We start from the raw sequence: 16,287 nt of genomic DNA, 5'->3' as shown, positions 1-16,287 counted from the left end.
CAGAGTTTGGTGCTAATGACGGAGTGACCTTGGTATAGCCTTGGTCATATGACGCGCATCTCCGTAGACGTGAACGACGAGTGGCTGGACGCCGCTCGGGCTGAGCTGGGCACCGACAGCAAGGTGGCGACGATCAACGCTGCCCTGCATGAGGTCGCCGTGCGTCGGCGTGGCCGAGAGATCGCGGAGGTGTTCGCGAGTGCTCCCATGGACTTCTCGCGGTCGGTTGAAGCCTTCGGCTACGGCGGCGGGCGCGACCTCGACGGGCTGGCCGAACGTGCTCGGGAGGACCGCACCGCATGATGGCTGGAGCCGTCTACCTGGCGGACACCTCGGTCTACGTCCATCAGGCGCGATCAGACGTGGTGTTCCGGAGATTCCAGTCGCTGCTGGTCGAAGGCCGGCTCGCGGCATGTCAGATGACCGCGCTGGAGTATCTCAACAACGCTTCCGACGCCCTGTGGTACGAGCGGCTGTGGGGAGCGGTTCACGGTCAGCGGTGGGTCGACACGACCAGCGAGGCGATGGATCGCGCCCTCGAGGTCCATCGCGAGCTCGCAACGAAGAGTCAGCATCGGCACTTCCGGCTGCCGGATCTGATCATTGCCGCGACCGCTGAACTGGCTGGGCTCACTGTCTTGCACTACGACGAGGACTACGAGCGGATTGCGAAGATCACCGGGCAGCCGGTGGAGTGGGTCGCACCGAAGGGATCGCTCTGAGGTGACCGAGTTTGTGGTGGTTAGTGCTGTGGCGGGGGAGGCTCGGTATGTGCCGGGTGGGGTGGAGGTGGTGGTGACCGGGGTGGGGAAGACTGCGGCCGCGGTGGCGACCGCGCGGATGTTGGCGGGGCGGGATACGTCGGAGCTGGTGGTGCTGAATGTGGGGACGACGGGAGCTCTGCGGGATGGGCTTTCAGGGGTGTACCTGCCTAGCACGGTGATCAATCACGATCTGAATGCCGGCGCGATCCGGGCGATCGGGCTCGACCCGCAGGAGGCGTTGCACGTCGAGGGTGGAGACGGGACGGTGCTGGCGTCGGGCGACGTGTTCGTGACCGACCCGGAGGTGCGGGCGCGGCTCGCTGAGCGGGCGCATCTGGTCGACATGGAGGCGTACGGCGTCGTCTATGCCTGCCGGGAGTACGGCGTACCGGTGCGGGTCGTGAAGCATGTGTCGGACTCTGCCAACGAGGCAGCGCTCGACTGGCCGGCGCTCGTGGATGCCAGCGCGAAGGTCCTGGGGGAGTGGGTCAGCGACTACGTGCGCTGAGCCATTCCAGTACGGCGATCTCCCGCACCAGCCACCGCATCACGCCGACCCCACTGGCCAGCACAGCCCGATTGGCCGCGAGGGCGTCGTCCACCGTCACCCACTGCGGCGTGAGCTCCAGCTCCGCCTCATATGGCTCGAGCTGCTGGTCGCTGACCGGCGATCCACCGGAGCACGCGAAGTAGTGCGAGGTCATGCCGAAGACGTCGTACTCCGGCTCGGCCGCCGGCACCTCCTCGCGGGTGGTGCCGAGTTCGGCGCCGACGACCACGTCCGCGTACCCGCACTCCTCGCGGAACTCGCGGTGCAGCGCAGACCCGAACGACTCGCCGGGCTCGACCCCGCCGCCGGGGAACTTGTAGTCGCCGTGGCGCGAGGCGAGCAGTAGCAACTCCCGTCCGCGAGAGAGCACACCTCGGACCGCGGTCCGCTCGACCAGCCGTCCACCAGGCGAGAGTTCGGGCGAACGAAAGGCTGCCAGTAGCATGCGGCCCATGCTGGCTGATCCGTGGCGCTGGGCGAAATCCTGGACGAGGTGACGGTCGTCGCCCTAGCGTCGGGGGGTCTCGTACGCCACTCCCTCGGAGGTCCGCATGACCGCCTCGTCGCCCTTGTCGGTACTCGTCGCAGCACTCGCCGATGGGTCGGTCGAGGTGGTGGACCTGACGTCGCCGCTGTCCGCGTCGACGCCGGTCATCCAGCTGCCCCCGGAGTTCGGGCAGACGGCGCCGTTCGCGCTGGAGGAGATCAGCAGGTACGACGAGCGCGGGCCGGCGTGGTACTGGAACAACTTCACCAGCGGCGAGCACACCGGCACCCACTTCGACGCGCCGAACCATTGGGTCACGGGCAAGGACCTCGCCGACGTGGCGTCGGTCCCGGTCCGCAAGCTGATCGCGCCGGCGGTCGTGCTCGACTTCAGCGCGGAGGTGGAGAAGAACCCCGACTTCCTCGTCGAGGTGGACCACATCCAAGCCTGGGAGGCGGAGAACGTGCCGCTGCCGTCAGGTGGTTGGCTGTTCGTTCGCACGGGCTGGGACACCCGGTCACACTCGCAGGAGGCGTTCCTGAACGCCGACGAGACCGGGCCGCACACGCCGGGCCTGTCGCCTGAGTGCGCGCGGTGGGTGGCGCATGAGTCGCCCGTACTCGGCCTCGGTGTCGAGACCGTCGGTACCGACGCCGGGAGGGCGCACTCGTTCGACCCGCCGTTCCCGTGCCATTCCTACCTGATGGGCAGTGACAAGTACGGGTTGACGCAGCTGCAGAACCTCGCCAAGTTGCCACCGATCGGCGCCGTCGTCATCGCCGGACCGTTGCCGATCGTCACCGGCTCCGGCGCTCCCGCACGGGTGCTCGCGCTGGTCGAATCCCGATGAACGTCGCCGTCGCCGTCGGCCGGACGCTGGCGGCCGCGGGCGTCCGCCAGGTGTTCGGCGTGATCGGGTCGGGCAACTTCCACCTCACGAACGCGATGGTGGCCGCCGGCGCGCGGTTCGTCGCCGCGCGGCACGAGGGCGGCGCGGCCACGATGGCAGACGCGTACGCGCGGATGAGCGGGACGGTCGCCGCGCTTTCGGTCCATCAGGGGTGCGGCCTGACGAACGCGATGACCGGAATCGCCGAGGCGGCGAAGAGCCGGACGCCGATGGTCGTCGTGGCGGCGGAAGTCACCGAGCCGAGGTCGAACTTTTACGTCGACCAGGAGGCGCTCGCCCGTTCGGTGGGTGCGGTGCCGGTGCGCGTCACCTCGGCGGAGACCGCGGTGGCGGAGGCACTGGGCGCAGTGGCGACGGCCATCCACGAACGCCGGACAGTGCTGCTGAACGTACCGCTTCCCGTGCAGGCGTTGGAGATTGCCGCTGAGGCACCGGCCGTCGCGCCGCCACCCCCACGGGACGGGGTGGTGCCGGACGCCACCGAGGTCACCGCTCTGACGGGCCTGCTGCAGCGTGCGGAGCGACCGGTGTTCGTCGCGGGACGTGGGTCGCGTGGACGTCGACAGGCCCTTGAACTGCTGGCTGAACGGTGTGGCGCGCTTCTCGCGACGTCGGCCGTCGCGCACGGGCTGTTCCGTGGCAACCCCTGGTCGCTCGGGATCTCAGGAGGCTTCGCCTCGCCACGGAGCGCCGAGCTGATCCGTGCCGCCGACCTCATCGTGGGTTGGGGATGCGCCCTGAACATGTGGACGACGCGGCACGGTCAGCTGATCGGACCCGGCACGACCGTCGTGCAGGTCGACGACGACGCCTCGGCGCTCGGTGCCCATCGGGATATCCAGTTGAGCGTTACCGGCGACGTCGGGCTCACCGCCACGATGGTGCTCGACGCGTTCGGCGAACCGCGGGTGGGCTGCCGCACGGCCGAGCTCGGCAGCGTGCGCTGGCGGGACGTCGGGTACCACGACACGAGCACGGCGGAGCGGATCGACCCGCGGACGCTGAGTATCGCGCTCGATGATCTCCTTCCGGCCGAACGCGTGGTCGCCGTCGACTCCGGTAACTTCATGGGCTACCCCAGCGCGTTCCTGTCGGTGCCGGACGAGAACGGCTTGTGCTTCACCCAGGCGTTCCAGTCGGTCGGGCTGGGGCTTGCCACCGCGATCGGCGCCGCGCTGGCACAGCCGGAACGGCTGCCCGTCGCCGCTCTCGGCGACGGCGGTGCGCTGATGAGCGCCGCGGAGCTCGACACCGTACGCCGGCTCGGCCTGCCGATGCTGGTGGTCGTGTACAACGACGACGCGTACGGCGCCGAGGTGCACCACTTCGGTGCCGGCGGGCACCCGTTGGACACGGTGACGTTCCCGCCGACCGACCTCGCCGCGATCGGCCTCGGGTTCGGCTTCGAGGCCGCGACTGTGCGTACCACAGGCGACCTCGCCGCGGTCAGGGACTGGTTGGACGGTCCACGCTCGGCGCCGCTGCTGGTGGACGCGAAGGTCGTCGGGGACCAGCCGTCGTGGTGGCTGGAGGAGGCGTTCCGCGGCCATTGACGCCGGCGAACAGCCTGCGGGCTATCCTGACTTGACCTTGACCCCAGGGGCAAGGTTTAGCGTCGGAGTGAAGGAGGCGGGATGCGGATCAGCGATCTGGCGGCCGAGGCCGGAGTCACGGTCAAGGCGGTGCGGTACTACGAGTCGCAGGGACTGCTCAAACCCCGGCGCGAGGCCAACGGGTACCGCACGTACGAGCCGGACGACGTGGTCGTGGTGCGTGAGGTGAAGGCGTTGCTGAGTCTCGGGCTGACCGCGGAGCAGACGTACCCGTTCATCGAGTGCTTGCGGGCCGGGAACGAACGGGCGGACGTCTGCCCGGCGTCGCTGACGGCGTACCGGACCCGGATCGCCGAAGTGGACCGGCGGATCACCGAACTCACCGACCTGCGGGCCCGGCTCACCGACCTCCTGTCCGATGCCGAGAACTGGAGGATGAAGCAACTATGACTGACCTGCAAGCGGTCGACGAGGGGACGTTCGACGAGCTGGTACTGCGCGCGGACAAGCCGGTGCTGGTGGACTTCTGGGCGCAGTGGTGCCCGCCCTGCCACCAGATCGCCCCGCTGCTGGCCCAGGTCGCCGCCGAACGCGCGGACCAACTCACCGTGGTGAAGCTGAACTCCGACGAGAACCCCGAGATCTCCGCCCGCTACCGCGTGATGGCGTTGCCCACGCTGATGCTGTTCCACCGCGGCGAGGTCATCTGGTCCGTCGTCGGCGCGCGCCCCCGAGCCAAGCTCAACAAGGAACTCGACGACGCGCTCGCCGCTCGGGTCAGTTGAACTTGTAGAGCTCCACCAGTACGCCGTGCGGGCCGGCGACGTACGCGGACGTCGTGCCCCAGTCGGTGTCGACCGGCTCGAGCGCGACGTTCCCGCCGCGCCCGCGGATCTCCTCGATGTCGGCCCGCACGTCGTCGCTGCGGAACTGCAGCAACGTCCCCCCATGCGCACCGAACCCGTCCACCATCGCGCCGGTGTGCAGTGCGATGGTGATCGCACCGGCCTTCACCTCGGCGTACCCGTCGCCGGCGTTGCCCGAGATCTCCAGGCCGAGTACGCCGGAGAAGAAGTCGGCCAAGTCCTGGTTCTTCGCCTTCGTGTCGGAGAGCAGGCCCAGGTGGTCGAAGCTGAGGTTCATCGTCGTACTCCTCCGTTGACTGGTAGCTGTCTAGGATGCTAGCAATATAGCCATGAGTGCTGACGGCGGCAAGAAGGTGCAGTTCAACGTGTATCTGCCGCCCGAGTTGGTCCGCCGGGTGAAGCACAAGGCGATCGACGAGGCGGCCAGCCTGTCCGCACTGGTGGAGCAGGCGCTGACGGAGTACCTGGACAAGCGTGGGGAGGCGAGGGGATGACGGGCGTGGTGATCCGGCCGCTGCGGTTCACGAATGACGTGGACGCGATGCGGGCGTTCCTGGAGACTGTGGGCCTGACGGCCCGGATCGAGTCCGAGCGGGGAGGGTGGGCGGTGATGCTCGCGGGGCAGGGGATGATCGCGCTGCACGACGCCGCCACCAGTTCGACCGGTGGCCGGCCGGGGCAGACGGACCTGGTTTTCGAAGCCGAGGACCTCGACGCGCTGAAGGCGACGCTGGACGATGCCGGGTACGCCGACGTGTCGATCTGGGACGAGGCGTACGGCCGGATCCTGTCGGCGATCGCCCCGAACGGGACGAAGCTGTGGGTCGACGAGCGCAGCGAGGACCTGTACGGCTACCGGCTCAACGAGACGCCGCCGGACGACCGCTGGAGCGTCACGCCATACCTGACCGACACGGACCAGGCGGGCTGGACGCAGATCCTGGACCTCCTCGGGACGCGACAGCAGGTGTACTTCGGCCCAGGCGAGAAGGAGGGCGTGCGGATGGATCTGTCGACGAGCGAGGACCTGGCCGCGGTACTGCGGCGCCTGACGGACGCCGGCTATCAGGTGACGCGGACCGGCGGCACGCTCGAGATCGTGGATCCGGACGGGCTGCCGATGGTGGTGCACGGATGATCACGGTCCGCCGGGCCGAGGTCGGTGACGTCGAGGCGATCCGGCAGATCGGGCTGACGACCTGGCCGGTCGCGTACGCCGGTCTGGTGGCGGACGGGTTCATCACCGACGGACTCGCGCAGTGGTGGTCGCCGGAGGCGGTCGAACGCGGCATCCGCAACGGCATCACCCTGGTCGCGGCCGACGGCGACCAGTTGGTCGGAATCGTCGGCCTCGGCCGCGAGGGCGGCTTCTGGGTGATGTGGAAGCTGTACGTTCTGCCGGACCACCAGCGCAACGGCGTCGGCAAGGCGCTCCTCGATGCGGCCGTCAAAGCCTTGCCGGAGGGTACGACGGAACTCCTGCTGGACGTCCTGGTCGGCAGCGAGCAGGCGATCGGCTTCTACCGGGCCAACGGGTTCGGCGAGGCACCGAAGACCCCGGACCGCGATCTCGGCGTCGAACTGATGTGGATGCGCCTTGACCTCCAGACGACTTGAAGTTGCAGAGTGCCCCGCATGACGACGACGATGCCCGACCGGCTGCGGGACGATCCGGACTTCCGGCGGTACTGGCTCGCACGGGCGCTGTCCGTCACCGGATCGATGGTCACCGCGATCGCGTTGCCGGTGCTGGTCTACCGGTTGAGCGGTTCGACCGTTCTCACCGCGTTGGTGAGTGCGCTCGAAGCAGCGCCGTACCTGGTGACCGGTCTGTTCGCCGGCGCGCTCGCCGACCGGTGGAACCGGCGGCGGGTGATGGTCAACTCCGATCTGGTGAACGCGGTGCTGGTCGGCTCGGTCCCGGTCGCACATCTGCTCGACGTGCTGACCGTGGCGCACGTGCTGGTGGTCGCGTTCCTGGTGCAGAGCGTCTACACGTTCTTCGACGGTGCGAACTTCGGTGCGCTGCCAGTGCTGGTCGGCCGAGCGCGGGTAGCGCAGGCGAACTCGGTGGTCTGGACAGCGTCCAGCCTGATCGAGTTGTTCGTCCCACCGCTGGCCGGTCTGTCGCTGGCGGTGCTGAATCCGGCCAGCCTGCTCACCCTCGACGCACTGAGCTTCGTCGGGTCGGCTCTCGCGGTCCGCGGGATCATGCGGGCGATGTCCGAGCGGCGAGACGGACAGCAGCCGCTGCGGACGCGGGTGGTCCTCGCCGACATCGCCGAAGGGTTGCGCTACCTGGTCGGGCACGCCGGAGTGCGCACGATGACGATCGTCGGCAGCCTGCAGTCCTTCGCCGGCGGCGGCTTCATGGCGCTGATGGTGGTGTGGTGCGACCGAGTTCTGGACGTCGGTACGTCGGGACTGCGGTTCGGACTCGTGTGGGGGACCTGGGGGATCGGCGGACTGATCGCAGCGGTCGGACTGCCCCGCCTGCTGAAGCGGATGTCGCCGGCCGCGATCACGCTCTACGCACTGCCGGTGTCAGCTCTCCTCGGCGTCATCACGCCGCTGGCGCGAGGCTGGGAGATGGCCGCCATCGCACTGCTCGTGTGGGGATCGGCGTACGTGCTGGTCATCGTGAACACCGTCTCCTACCGCCAGCAGGTGACGCCGGAGCACCTGCTGGGCCGGGTGAACACGGCCGCCCGGATGCTGTCGTGGGGTGTGGGCTGGACGTTCGGCTCGGTGGTCGGCGGTGTGCTCGGCAACCACTACGGCATCCGGACCGGCATGGTGGTGATGGGATGCTTCATCTTCGTCGCAGTGGCCGTGGCGTGGACGTCGCCGCTGCGCCGGATCGCGGCCGGGCACGGAGCGGTGGTGGCCTGAACCGGTCCAGCCCCGGCCCGCCGACGCCCCGTTGCATGCCGAACCGAGGATCATCCGCTAGGTTCTGCGCGTGGGCGTACGGGTTCTCGGTCCTCGTGACCTCGCGGCGGCGCGCGCCGTGATCGCCCGCGACCCGGTGGTCAACGTGTTCGTCGACAGCCTGGTGCAGGCGTCCGGGCTCGATCCACGGCGGGGTGCCGAGGTCTGGGGGTACGTCGACAAGGGCGGACTCGAGGCACTGTGCCATGCGGGCGGCAACATGGTGCCGGTGGGCGCGGACGACGCGGCACTGCGTGCGTTCGCGGCGTACGCGTTGCGTCGCGGCCGGAACTGCTTCCAGATCCTCGGACCGGCCCGCGAGGTCGAGCAGCTGTGGACGGCGCTCGAGCCGCACTGGGGTCCGGCCCGCGAGGTGCGCGACAACCAGCCGTTCATGGTCATCGAGGACCCGCCGCTGATCGCCGCGGATCCGCTGGTCCGCGCGGTCGAACCGGTCGAGCTGCCGATCCTCTACCCGGCCTGTGTGGCCATGTACACCGAGGAGGTCGGCGTACCGCCGCAGACCGGACCGGACGGGACGTTCTACCGGTCCCGGGTCGCCGAGCTGATCCGGGCCGGACGTGCCTTCGCGCGGATCGAGGACGGCCGGGTCGTGTTCAAGGCCGAGGTCGGATCGGTCGGGACCGGGGTGTGCCAGATCCAGGGCGTGTGGGTCGATCCGGAGTTCCGCGGTCGCGGTCTGGCCGCGCCGGGGATGGCCGCCGTGGTCGAGCTGGCGCGGCAGGTCGCGCCGGTGGTGACGCTGTACGTCAACGCGTTCAACGCGCCGGCCCGGGCCGCGTACGAGCGCGTCGGCTTCCGGACGATCGAGACGTTCGCGACGATCTTGTTCTGATACTGCGTGCTCTCCGTGATAGTGCGGTGACCGCGGGTGGGGTTGGCTGAGTCTCTACGCCGCCCCGCCCCGCGGAAGGAATCCCACAGCATGCGAAGGCTTGTCGTTGCCCTGTGCAGCTTTGCCCTGGTCCTGGTCTCGCTGACCAGCGTCTCCGCCGCCGCTCCACCGGATCTCTCGTACTACTCGATGCGCCTGCCCACCGGCCTGACGGTCGCCGACCTGATCAAGGACGGGTACGACGTCACGCATGGCACCCGGCCGACGGTGGTCGCGACTCCTGCCGAGGCCGAGCAGTTGCGGGCACGAGGCGTCGTACTGGGGAAGACCGGGGACGTGTATCACCCGGTATCGCGGTCTGAGCCCGGGGGAGCGACGTACTACGGCGGCTATCACACGGCCGCCGGACACGAGCAGCACAACGCTGCCGTCGCCGCGGCGCACCCGGACTTGGTGAAGCTCTACGACACCGGCGACTCGTGGCTGAAGACGCAGGGACAGGGTGGGCACGACATCCAGGCCCTGTGCATCACGAAGCTGGCTGCCGGCGACTGCGCGCTGAACAGCACCGGGAAGAAGCCGAAGTTCGTGTTGCACACGCAGATCCACGCGCGCGAACTGGTGACCGGCGAGACCGCGTACCAGTGGATCGACCTGCTGGTCTCGTCGTACGGCACCGATCCCGAGGTCACCGAGTTGATGGACACCCGTGAGCTGTGGGTCGTGCCGATGGCGAATCCGGACGGCGTCGACGTGGTCGCGTCGAACCCGGACCGGCCGGTGCTGCAGCGCAAGAACGTCGACGACAGCGCCGGCGGTTGTCCTGCGTCCGATGGCGGCGTCGACCTGAACCGCAACTCGTCGTTCCAGTGGAATGTGAACGAGGGCGGGCCGTGCGACGAGACGTACCCGGGCGCCAAGGCGCTGTCTGAGCCGGAGACGATGGCGATCCAGGGTCTGCTGGACAAGCTCTTCGCCGACACCAAGGGCGACATCGACGACCCGGCCGCCGCGAGTACGACGGGCGTCTTCCTCACCCTGCACAGCTTCGGCAACGACATCCTGGCGCCGTGGGGATACACCAACGACGATGCGCCGGACAAGGCGGCCTTGGTTGCCCTGGGCAAGAAGATGGGCGCACTCACCGGCTATCCGGTCTCGACCGGCGACGGCGGCGTCGGGTACTTCGCGCCCGGAGCGACGGACGACTGGTTGTACGGCACCCGCGGCGTACCGTCGTACACGTTCGAGATCGGGCCGGACGGCGGGTCGTGCGGTGGGTTCCTACCGGCGTACTCGTGCATGGCGTCGTTGTTCTGGCCGACACTGAAACCGGCCTTGATGTACGCCGCCCAGGCCGCCGCAACGCCATACGGCAAACTACCGATCACTGTCGGTTAAGCTCCGCGGTCCCGGAGAAGTTCGGCCGATAGCCTGTCGGATTCGGAGTGGGGCGTTCGTAGCAGGGGTGAGAGGTGGCCGGACGACGGTTGCCGGGACTAGGAGTGATGAGATGGCGCGGTATTTGATCTCGTTCGAGCGGGGTGCGATGGACCACATCCCCGCCGAGGACTTTCCCCAGGTGGTCGAGGACTCTCACGCGGCGATCCAGGAGATCAGGGACGCCGGCGTGTTCGTCTTCGGCGGCGGCCTGGACTACGACGACATGGAGCCCGCTGTGGTGTCCACTGACGGGATCGTCACCGAGGGCCCGTACCCGGCGACCAAGGAGCTCGTCGGCGGCTTGACGATCGTCGACGTTCCCACCCGCGAGGAGGCCCTGAAGTGGGCCGCCAAGATCGCGGTCGCCTGCCGCTGTGCGCAGGATGTCCGCGAGTTCGGGTACGACCCGGAGGCCTGATCGAGGGAGCTACCGGAGGCGATCACCCGGGCCACAGGTGGTCGCCTCCGACGCCACACCTGTGGATAACGTGGTGAGAGCACTGTCCCGGGACGGATATCCTCTGTGACGTCCGTAGTTCCGTTCATCCCTTCGTCGTGCTTTTGGAGACTCCCGTGATTCTGCGTATGTCGTCGATGTTCCTCCGCACCCTTCGCGAGGACCCGGCGGACGCGGAGGTCCCGAGCCACAAGCTGCTCGTCCGCGCCGGGTACATCCGGCGGACCGCGCCCGGCATCTACACCTGGCTGCCGCTGGGGCTGCGGGTGCTGCGCAACGTCGAGCGGATCGTGCGCGAGGAGATGGACGCGATCGGCGCCCAGGAGCTGGTGTTCCCCGCGCTGCTGCCTCGCGAGCCCTACGAGGCGACCGGCCGCTGGACCGAGTACGGGCCGAACATCTTCCGGCTGAAGGACCGCAAGGGCGCCGACATGCTGCTCGGGCCGACGCACGAGGAGATGTTCACGCTGGTCGTGAAGGAGCTCTACTCGTCGTACAAGGATCTGCCGCTGTCGATCTACCAGATCCAGAACAAGTACCGCGACGAGGCGCGGCCGCGGGCCGGAGTGCTGCGCGGGCGCGAGTTCGTGATGAAGGACTCCTACTCCTTCGACATCGACGACGACGGTCTCGCGGTGTCGTACGAGCTGCACCGCAAGGCGTACATCAACATCTTCGACCGGCTCGGCTTCGACTACGTGATCGTCAAGGCGATGTCCGGCGCGATGGGCGGGTCGCGGTCGGAGGAGTTCCTCGCGATCGCGGAGAACGGCGAGGACACCTTCGTCCGCTCGCCCGGTGGGTACGCCGCCAACGTCGAGGCGGTCGTGGTCCCGCAGGCCGAGGCCGTGGACGCGTCGGCTGTGCCGGCCGCCGAGGTGGTCGACACTCCGGACACGCCCACCATCGACACGCTCGTCGACGCGATGAACGCGAAGCACGCCCGCAGCGACGGCCGGGCCTGGACCGCCTCGGACACGCTGAAGAACGTGCTCGTCATGCTCGTGCACCCCGACGGGTCCCGTGAGCCGCTGGCCATCGGCGTGCCTGGCGACCGCGCGATCGACGAGAAGCGGCTCGGTGCGCAGCTCGAGCCCGCCGAGGTGGCCGCCTTCGAGGAGTCCGACTTCGAGAAGCACCCCTCGCTGGCGAAGGGCTACATCGGTCCCGGCGTGCTCGGTGCGGAGAACTCCTCCGGCATCCGCTACCTGCTCGACCCCCGGATCGCCGAGGGATCGGCGTGGGTGACGGGTGCGGACAAGCCCGGCTTCCACGTGATGGACCTGGTGCACGGCCGTGACTTCACCGCCGACGGCACGATCCAGGCCGCCGAGGTGCGCGACGGTGACCCGGCGCCCGACGGTTCAGGTCCGCTGGAGTCGGCGCGCGGGATCGAGATGGGCCACATCTTCCAGCTCGGCCGCAAGTACGCCGAGGCGCTGGACCTGAAGGTGCTGGACCAGAACGGCAAGCTCGTCACCGTGACGATGGGGTCGTACGGCGTCGGCGTCACCCGTGCGGTGGCCGCGATCGCCGAGGGCAACCACGACGAGCTCGGTCTGGTCTGGCCCCGCGAGATCGCTCCGGCCGACGTCCACCTCGTTGCCACCGGCAAGGATTCCGAGGTGTTCACGAAGGCGGCCGAGATCGCCGCCGAGCTGGAGTCGCGCGGCCTGTCGGTCATGTACGACGACCGCGAGAAGGTGTCGCCGGGTGTGAAGTTCAAGGACGCCGAGCTGATCGGTGTCCCCACCATCGCCGTGGTGGGCAAGGGTCTCGTGGACGGCACCATCGAGGTCAAGGACCGGCGTACGGGCGAGCGGGCCGACATCCCGGTCGCCGAGGTCGTCGACCACCTGGTCGCCACCGTCCGCAGCTGACCAGCCGCCGGCCTCGCTCCCCAGGAGTGAGGCCGGCGTTCTTCCTGGGGAATCCATGGACGACTCGTGCGTGTTCTGCGGCATCGTGGCCGGCCGGATGCCGGCGCGGTTCGTGTACCAGGACGAGCACGCCTGCGCGTTCCTGGACATCCGGCCGCTGCGGGCCGGGCACACGCTCGTCGTCCCTCGCCCGCATGTTCCTGATCTGAGCGCCGACGGCGCCCCCGACGCCGTGGCCGCGATCGGGCCGGCCCTGCAGGCAACCACCCGGACTCTCGTGAACCGGCTGAAGGCCGATGGGGTGAGCGTCCTCCAGGCGAACGGTGCGGCGGCGGGCCAGGAGGTCTTCCACCTGCACTTCCACCTCGTGCCCCGGCGGCGCGGCGACCGGCCGTTGAATGACTGGACCGCGGACGACGACGCCCGGCACCAGCTCGACGAGATCCATCAGCAGCTCGTCGGCTCCGAGGATTGAGAGTCGCCGAAAATTCTTTGCTGATCGATGTCGAGGAACGAAGGTTCGCTCCGATCCCTGGAGGAGACGCCCACAAGGGGCGTCTGTGATCCACGAGGGGCGAACGATGACGAATACTCCTGCGGTTCGGGTGACGCGCGGGATCGAGACCCTGCGGGCCGCGGTGACCGGCGAAGTCCTGACCGAACGCGATACCGGCTACCAGACGGCGAATCACACACTCACCAGACAGGGGCGGCCGGCGGTCGTCGTCCGGTGCGCAAGTGCCGCCGACATCGCAGCCGCTCTCGCGTACGCCGAGGCCAACGACCTCGTGGTCTCGGTGCGCAGCGGCGGCCACCACATGGCCGGGTTCGGTACGAACGACGGCGGCGTGGTGATCGACGTCCGGCCGCTGGACGAGGTGACCCTGGTCTCGGACGGACCCGGCGAGAAAGCGACGTTCCGGATCGGTACCGGCGCGACCTGGGGCACGGTCGCGGCGTACCTCGCGAAGACCGGCCACGCGATCTCGTCGGGCGACACGGCCGGCGTCGGAGTCGGCGGGCTGATGGCCGGTGGCGGCATCGGCTGGATGGTACGCCGGCATGGCCTGGCCATCGACAGTGTCGAGGCGGCCGAGGTGGTGACCGCGGACGGTTCGGTCCGCCGTGTCGACGCGACCGCCGAGCCGGAACTGTTCTGGGGCCTACGTGGCGCGGCCGGGGGTCTCGGCGTCGTCACGTCATACGACATCAGCGCCGTACATCAGCCGACGGTGCTCTTCGGCAGTCTGCTGTTTCCGTGGACACAGGCTGATCAGGTGCTGTCCGGTTGGGCGGACCACATGGCCGTCGCTCCGGACGAGCTGACGTCCTCGGTCCAGCTGCCGCCGACGATGGTCGCGGATCGCCAGGCTCCGGTCGCCATCAAGGTGTGCGTTGCCGGCGATGCGGCCGGGCGTGAGGAGATCCTGGCTCCGTTGCGCAGCCTCGGGACAGTGCTCACCGACACGGTGACGGAGGTGCCGTACGCGCAGGTGCTGGCCGACGAGGCGATGCCTCCGGGCTGGACTCCGCGCAACCGCAACGGGCTGTTCGACGCGTGGTCGCCCGACCTGGGCGAGCGGTTGGCCGACGCCCGCCTGCGGCTGCCGGCTATGGCTGTGGAGGTCCGGGCGCTCGGCGGTGCGTTCGGAAGGGTCGCTCGCCACGCCACCGCGTTCGCTCATCGCGACGCGCGGTTCATGGTCAACGCCGTACTGATCGGATCGACCGAGCTGCACGGAGACCAGATCGAGGGGTTCGAAGCGCTCTGGGCCGAGCTGATGCCGGAGGGCGCGTACCTGAACTTCCTGTCCGACCCGACGGCGGCGGACCTCGACCGTTGCTACCCGGGACCGCATCGAGCCCGGCTGGCGGCGCTGAAGCAGACGGTCGATCCGGCCGACGTCTTCCGCACCGCCCTGACCGTGCCTCCAGCAGTCAGCGGGTGAGGCGGGTGATGCGCTCGCGGAGATAGTTCTGCTCCGCGGTGTTGCGCGTGCGGTCGAGTGCGGCCAGATAGTGCTCACGGGCCAGATCTGGCCGCCCGGCAAGCTCCTGGAGATGCGCGAGCACCGACAGCCGGCGGTGGTGATCGCCGAGGTACCGATCGCCGGCGAGGCCTTCGACGAGGTCGATCCCCGCCTGCGGACCCTCGGTCATCGCCACCGCGACGGCGGAGCCGAGCGTCACCATCGGGCCCGGATCGACCTCGGCCAGGATCCGGTACAAGCCGGCGATCTGCTCCCAGTCGGTGGTCTCGACGGAGTCGGCCTCGCTGTGTACGGCGGCAATCGCCGCCTCGAGCTGGTACGGGCCGACGGGTCCCGAGGTCAGCACTCCCTCGACGAGCGCGGTGCCCTCGGCGATCTCGTCGGCGTGCCACCGGGAACGGTCCTGCCGATCGGCCGGGACGAGGTCGCCGCCACGTCCGGTCCGGGCGTCACGCCGTGCGTGCGTGAGGATCATCAACGCCAGGAGGCCAGTCACCTCATCGGCGCCGGGAGCGGCCCGGCGCAGCATGCGAGTGATGCGGAGTGCTTCCGCCGCCAGGTCCAGCCGCTGCAGGTCATCGCCTGCGCTCGCGGTGTGTCCCTCGTTGAAGATCAGGTAGAGCACATGCAGTACGGCGTGCAGACGCTCGTCGTACTCCGGCCCGCTGGGCAGCTCGAAGCGCGCGCCGGAATCCTTGATCGTCCGCTTGGCCCGGCTGATCCGCTGCGCCACGATCGTCTCGCCGACGAGCAGCGCCGCGGCCACCTCGGCAGTGGTCAGCCCACCGACCGACCGCAGCGTCAGCGCGATCTGCGACGCCGGTGTCAGCGCTGGGTGGCAGCACAGCACGAGCAGCCGCAGCGTGTCGTCGCTGTCCTGGTCGTGATCCTCCTCCACCGCCGGCGTGCGGAGATGGTCGTTGACCTCACGCTGCCGCCGGGCGTTGTCCCGCCGCCAGCCGTCCATCAGGCGGCGGGTCGCGACGCTGACCAGCCACCCGACCGGCTTCTCCGGTACGCCGTTGGCTCGCCACTGGACGAACGCCTCCAGCAGCGCCTCCTGAACGGCGTCCTCGCACTGGTCGAACGTCCCGTAGCGCCGCAGCAGCGCGGCCAGTGCCTTCGGAGCGCCGGCCCGGATCGCGGATTCGAGGTCGGCGTCGCGGGTGCCGTGCGTGGAGCTCACCGCTCCCGGGACAGCGCGGCGAGATCCTCGTCGCCGAGCTCCCGCACCGGCCGGACCTCGATCGGCAGCAGGGCCGCGAACGGAATGCCGGCCGCGATCTCCAGCGCCCGGTCCATCGTGGCGCACTCGACCATGAGCGCTCCGGCGAGGAACTCCTTGGTCTCCAGGAACGGCCGGTCCGAGATGACCGGCGTCCCCGCCGTCACCTTGACCGACTTGGTCTCCGACGGTGGCTCGAGGGCGAGGATCGTCAGCAGTTCGCCGTTCTCCCGCAGCGCGCGCACCTGGTCGAGGAGGAAGTCACGACCACCGATCAGCTCGAGCCTCTTCTCGGGGCTCAGTCCGTCCAGTGCTTCGGGGTTGTTGTGGATCAGCAGCAAGAACTTCACGCCGCCATTGTCCCGCGCCGACCG

Annotated in this window: 21 protein-coding genes; 17 read left to right on the top strand and 4 right to left on the bottom strand. The window is 69.1% G+C overall.

Features of this window, described 5'->3' with window-relative positions; translation table 11 throughout:
* Nucleotides 1-48 precede the first annotated feature (48 nt).
* The 3 genes from E0H75_RS16850 to E0H75_RS16840 are packed head-to-tail and all read left to right on the top strand — an operon-like array spanning nucleotide 49 to nucleotide 1,272.
* On the top strand, nucleotides 49-303 hold the full coding sequence (locus tag E0H75_RS16850) for a DUF2191 domain-containing protein (protein ID WP_131514487.1): 255 nt from the start codon (nucleotides 49-51) through the stop codon (nucleotides 301-303).
* Nucleotides 300-722, top strand: a complete 423-nt coding sequence (locus E0H75_RS16845; RefSeq protein WP_131514486.1) for a PIN domain nuclease — start codon at nucleotides 300-302, stop codon at nucleotides 720-722. Before E0H75_RS16850 ends, E0H75_RS16845 begins: the two co-directional genes overlap by 4 nt.
* A gap of 1 nt (nucleotide 723) precedes the next feature.
* Nucleotides 724-1,272 (top strand): nucleosidase, encoded by a 549-nt coding sequence (locus E0H75_RS16840; protein ID WP_131514485.1) that lies wholly within the window; start codon nucleotides 724-726, stop codon nucleotides 1,270-1,272.
* Here the strand turns inward: E0H75_RS16840 and E0H75_RS16835 are convergent.
* Entirely contained in the window at nucleotides 1,253-1,759 is a 507-nt protein-coding gene (locus E0H75_RS16835; protein WP_165553794.1) for an NUDIX domain-containing protein, read from the bottom strand. The two genes, E0H75_RS16840 and E0H75_RS16835, sit on opposite strands and share 20 nt — an antisense overlap.
* Before the next feature lie 106 nt (nucleotides 1,760-1,865).
* Between E0H75_RS16835 and E0H75_RS16830 the strand changes: the two genes are divergently transcribed.
* The 4 genes from E0H75_RS16830 to trxA all read left to right on the top strand — a co-directional run bounded on the left by E0H75_RS16830 (nucleotide 1,866) and on the right by trxA (nucleotide 5,049).
* Complete coding sequence (locus E0H75_RS16830; RefSeq protein WP_131514483.1) at nucleotides 1,866-2,651, top strand: cyclase family protein; 786 nt, start codon at nucleotides 1,866-1,868, stop codon at nucleotides 2,649-2,651.
* On the top strand, nucleotides 2,648-4,264 hold the full coding sequence (locus E0H75_RS16825) for a thiamine pyrophosphate-binding protein (protein ID WP_131514482.1): 1,617 nt from the start codon (nucleotides 2,648-2,650) through the stop codon (nucleotides 4,262-4,264). Before E0H75_RS16830 ends, E0H75_RS16825 begins: the two co-directional genes overlap by 4 nt.
* A gap of 81 nt (nucleotides 4,265-4,345) precedes the next feature.
* A complete protein-coding gene (locus E0H75_RS16820; RefSeq protein ID WP_131514481.1) occupies nucleotides 4,346-4,714 on the top strand; it encodes a MerR family transcriptional regulator in 369 nt (122 codons plus the stop codon).
* Complete coding sequence (gene trxA / locus E0H75_RS16815) at nucleotides 4,711-5,049, top strand: thioredoxin (RefSeq protein ID WP_131514480.1); 339 nt, start codon at nucleotides 4,711-4,713, stop codon at nucleotides 5,047-5,049. Before E0H75_RS16820 ends, trxA begins: the two co-directional genes overlap by 4 nt.
* Here the strand turns inward: trxA and E0H75_RS16810 are convergent.
* A complete protein-coding gene (locus tag E0H75_RS16810; protein ID WP_131514479.1) occupies nucleotides 5,042-5,407 on the bottom strand; it encodes a VOC family protein in 366 nt (121 codons plus the stop codon). The two genes, trxA and E0H75_RS16810, sit on opposite strands and share 8 nt — an antisense overlap.
* Nucleotides 5,408-5,459: 52 nt before the next feature.
* Here E0H75_RS16810 and E0H75_RS16805 point away from each other — a divergent pair, with 52 nt between their 5' ends.
* The 10 genes from E0H75_RS16805 to E0H75_RS16760 all read left to right on the top strand — a co-directional run bounded on the left by E0H75_RS16805 (nucleotide 5,460) and on the right by E0H75_RS16760 (nucleotide 14,646).
* Nucleotides 5,460-5,624: a ribbon-helix-helix domain-containing protein gene (locus E0H75_RS16805; protein WP_131514478.1), complete on the top strand. Its 165-nt coding sequence runs from the start codon at nucleotides 5,460-5,462 to the stop codon at nucleotides 5,622-5,624.
* Nucleotides 5,621-6,268, top strand: a complete 648-nt coding sequence (locus tag E0H75_RS16800; RefSeq protein ID WP_131514477.1) for a VOC family protein — start codon at nucleotides 5,621-5,623, stop codon at nucleotides 6,266-6,268. The genes E0H75_RS16805 and E0H75_RS16800 overlap by 4 nt, the downstream gene beginning before the upstream one ends.
* Nucleotides 6,265-6,747, top strand: coding sequence for a GNAT family N-acetyltransferase (locus E0H75_RS16795; protein ID WP_131514476.1), 483 nt, complete (start codon nucleotides 6,265-6,267; stop codon nucleotides 6,745-6,747). The genes E0H75_RS16800 and E0H75_RS16795 overlap by 4 nt, the downstream gene beginning before the upstream one ends.
* An 18-nt stretch (nucleotides 6,748-6,765) precedes the next feature.
* Nucleotides 6,766-8,022 carry an MFS transporter gene (locus E0H75_RS16790; RefSeq protein ID WP_131514475.1) on the top strand — a complete coding sequence of 419 codons (1,257 nt, stop codon included), beginning with the start codon at nucleotides 6,766-6,768 and terminating at the stop codon, nucleotides 8,020-8,022.
* Between the two features lie 70 nt (nucleotides 8,023-8,092).
* Nucleotides 8,093-8,917 carry a GNAT family N-acetyltransferase gene (locus E0H75_RS16785; RefSeq protein WP_131514474.1) on the top strand — a complete coding sequence of 275 codons (825 nt, stop codon included), beginning with the start codon at nucleotides 8,093-8,095 and terminating at the stop codon, nucleotides 8,915-8,917.
* Between the two features lie 90 nt (nucleotides 8,918-9,007).
* A complete protein-coding gene (locus tag E0H75_RS16780; RefSeq protein ID WP_131514473.1) occupies nucleotides 9,008-10,318 on the top strand; it encodes a M14 family zinc carboxypeptidase in 1,311 nt (436 codons plus the stop codon).
* Nucleotides 10,319-10,430: 112 nt separating this feature from the next.
* Nucleotides 10,431-10,778, top strand: coding sequence for a YciI family protein (locus tag E0H75_RS16775; protein WP_131514472.1), 348 nt, complete (start codon nucleotides 10,431-10,433; stop codon nucleotides 10,776-10,778).
* Nucleotides 10,779-10,933: 155 nt separating this feature from the next.
* On the top strand, nucleotides 10,934-12,697 hold the full coding sequence (locus E0H75_RS16770; RefSeq protein WP_131514471.1) for a proline--tRNA ligase: 1,764 nt from the start codon (nucleotides 10,934-10,936) through the stop codon (nucleotides 12,695-12,697).
* A 55-nt stretch (nucleotides 12,698-12,752) separates the two neighbouring features.
* The gene (locus tag E0H75_RS16765) at nucleotides 12,753-13,172 is read left to right on the top strand and encodes an HIT family protein (protein ID WP_131514470.1); all 420 of its coding nucleotides are present in this window, start codon (nucleotides 12,753-12,755) and stop codon (nucleotides 13,170-13,172) included.
* Nucleotides 13,173-13,278: 106 nt separating this feature from the next.
* Nucleotides 13,279-14,646, top strand: a complete 1,368-nt coding sequence (locus E0H75_RS16760) for an FAD-binding oxidoreductase (protein ID WP_165553792.1) — start codon at nucleotides 13,279-13,281, stop codon at nucleotides 14,644-14,646.
* Here the strand turns inward: E0H75_RS16760 and E0H75_RS16755 are convergent.
* Both E0H75_RS16755 and E0H75_RS16750 read right to left on the bottom strand, forming a co-directional pair.
* Nucleotides 14,636-15,874, bottom strand: a complete 1,239-nt coding sequence (locus tag E0H75_RS16755; RefSeq protein WP_131514468.1) for an RNA polymerase sigma factor — start codon at nucleotides 15,872-15,874, stop codon at nucleotides 14,636-14,638. The two genes, E0H75_RS16760 and E0H75_RS16755, sit on opposite strands and share 11 nt — an antisense overlap.
* A complete protein-coding gene (locus tag E0H75_RS16750; RefSeq protein ID WP_131514467.1) occupies nucleotides 15,871-16,263 on the bottom strand; it encodes a YciI family protein in 393 nt (130 codons plus the stop codon). The genes E0H75_RS16755 and E0H75_RS16750 overlap by 4 nt, the downstream gene beginning before the upstream one ends.
* Nucleotides 16,264-16,287 lie beyond the last annotated feature (24 nt).

This window comes from Kribbella capetownensis (assembly GCF_004331485.1).
Taxonomy (GTDB): Bacteria; Actinomycetota; Actinomycetes; order Propionibacteriales; family Kribbellaceae; genus Kribbella; species Kribbella capetownensis.
Note: the sequence above shows the minus strand (reverse complement) of the source record. Positions and strands in the feature narration are given on the sequence as shown.

What these genes read in the sequence shown, in the direction of transcription:
- E0H75_RS16820 (WP_131514481.1), top strand. Translation starts at nt 4,346, where the DNA reads ATGCGGATCAGCGATCTGGCGGCCGAGGCCGGAGTCACGGTCAAGGCG.
- E0H75_RS16790 (WP_131514475.1), top strand. Translation starts at nt 6,766, where the DNA reads ATGACGACGACGATGCCCGACCGGCTGCGGGACGATCCGGACTTCCGG.
- E0H75_RS16835 (WP_165553794.1), bottom strand. Translation starts at nt 1,759, where the DNA reads ATGCTACTGGCAGCCTTTCGTTCGCCCGAACTCTCGCCTGGTGGACGG.
- E0H75_RS16810 (WP_131514479.1), bottom strand. Translation starts at nt 5,407, where the DNA reads ATGAACCTCAGCTTCGACCACCTGGGCCTGCTCTCCGACACGAAGGCG.
- E0H75_RS16765 (WP_131514470.1), top strand. Translation starts at nt 12,753, where the DNA reads ATGGACGACTCGTGCGTGTTCTGCGGCATCGTGGCCGGCCGGATGCCG.
- E0H75_RS16830 (WP_131514483.1), top strand. Translation starts at nt 1,866, where the DNA reads ATGACCGCCTCGTCGCCCTTGTCGGTACTCGTCGCAGCACTCGCCGAT.
- E0H75_RS16795 (WP_131514476.1), top strand. Translation starts at nt 6,265, where the DNA reads ATGATCACGGTCCGCCGGGCCGAGGTCGGTGACGTCGAGGCGATCCGG.
- E0H75_RS16800 (WP_131514477.1), top strand. Translation starts at nt 5,621, where the DNA reads ATGACGGGCGTGGTGATCCGGCCGCTGCGGTTCACGAATGACGTGGAC.
- E0H75_RS16775 (WP_131514472.1), top strand. Translation starts at nt 10,431, where the DNA reads ATGGCGCGGTATTTGATCTCGTTCGAGCGGGGTGCGATGGACCACATC.
- trxA (WP_131514480.1), top strand. Translation starts at nt 4,711, where the DNA reads ATGACTGACCTGCAAGCGGTCGACGAGGGGACGTTCGACGAGCTGGTA.
- E0H75_RS16760 (WP_165553792.1), top strand. Translation starts at nt 13,279, where the DNA reads ATGACGAATACTCCTGCGGTTCGGGTGACGCGCGGGATCGAGACCCTG.
- E0H75_RS16825 (WP_131514482.1), top strand. Translation starts at nt 2,648, where the DNA reads ATGAACGTCGCCGTCGCCGTCGGCCGGACGCTGGCGGCCGCGGGCGTC.
- E0H75_RS16780 (WP_131514473.1), top strand. Translation starts at nt 9,008, where the DNA reads ATGCGAAGGCTTGTCGTTGCCCTGTGCAGCTTTGCCCTGGTCCTGGTC.
- E0H75_RS16845 (WP_131514486.1), top strand. Translation starts at nt 300, where the DNA reads ATGATGGCTGGAGCCGTCTACCTGGCGGACACCTCGGTCTACGTCCAT.
- E0H75_RS16805 (WP_131514478.1), top strand. Translation starts at nt 5,460, where the DNA reads ATGAGTGCTGACGGCGGCAAGAAGGTGCAGTTCAACGTGTATCTGCCG.
- E0H75_RS16850 (WP_131514487.1), top strand. Translation starts at nt 49, where the DNA reads ATGACGCGCATCTCCGTAGACGTGAACGACGAGTGGCTGGACGCCGCT.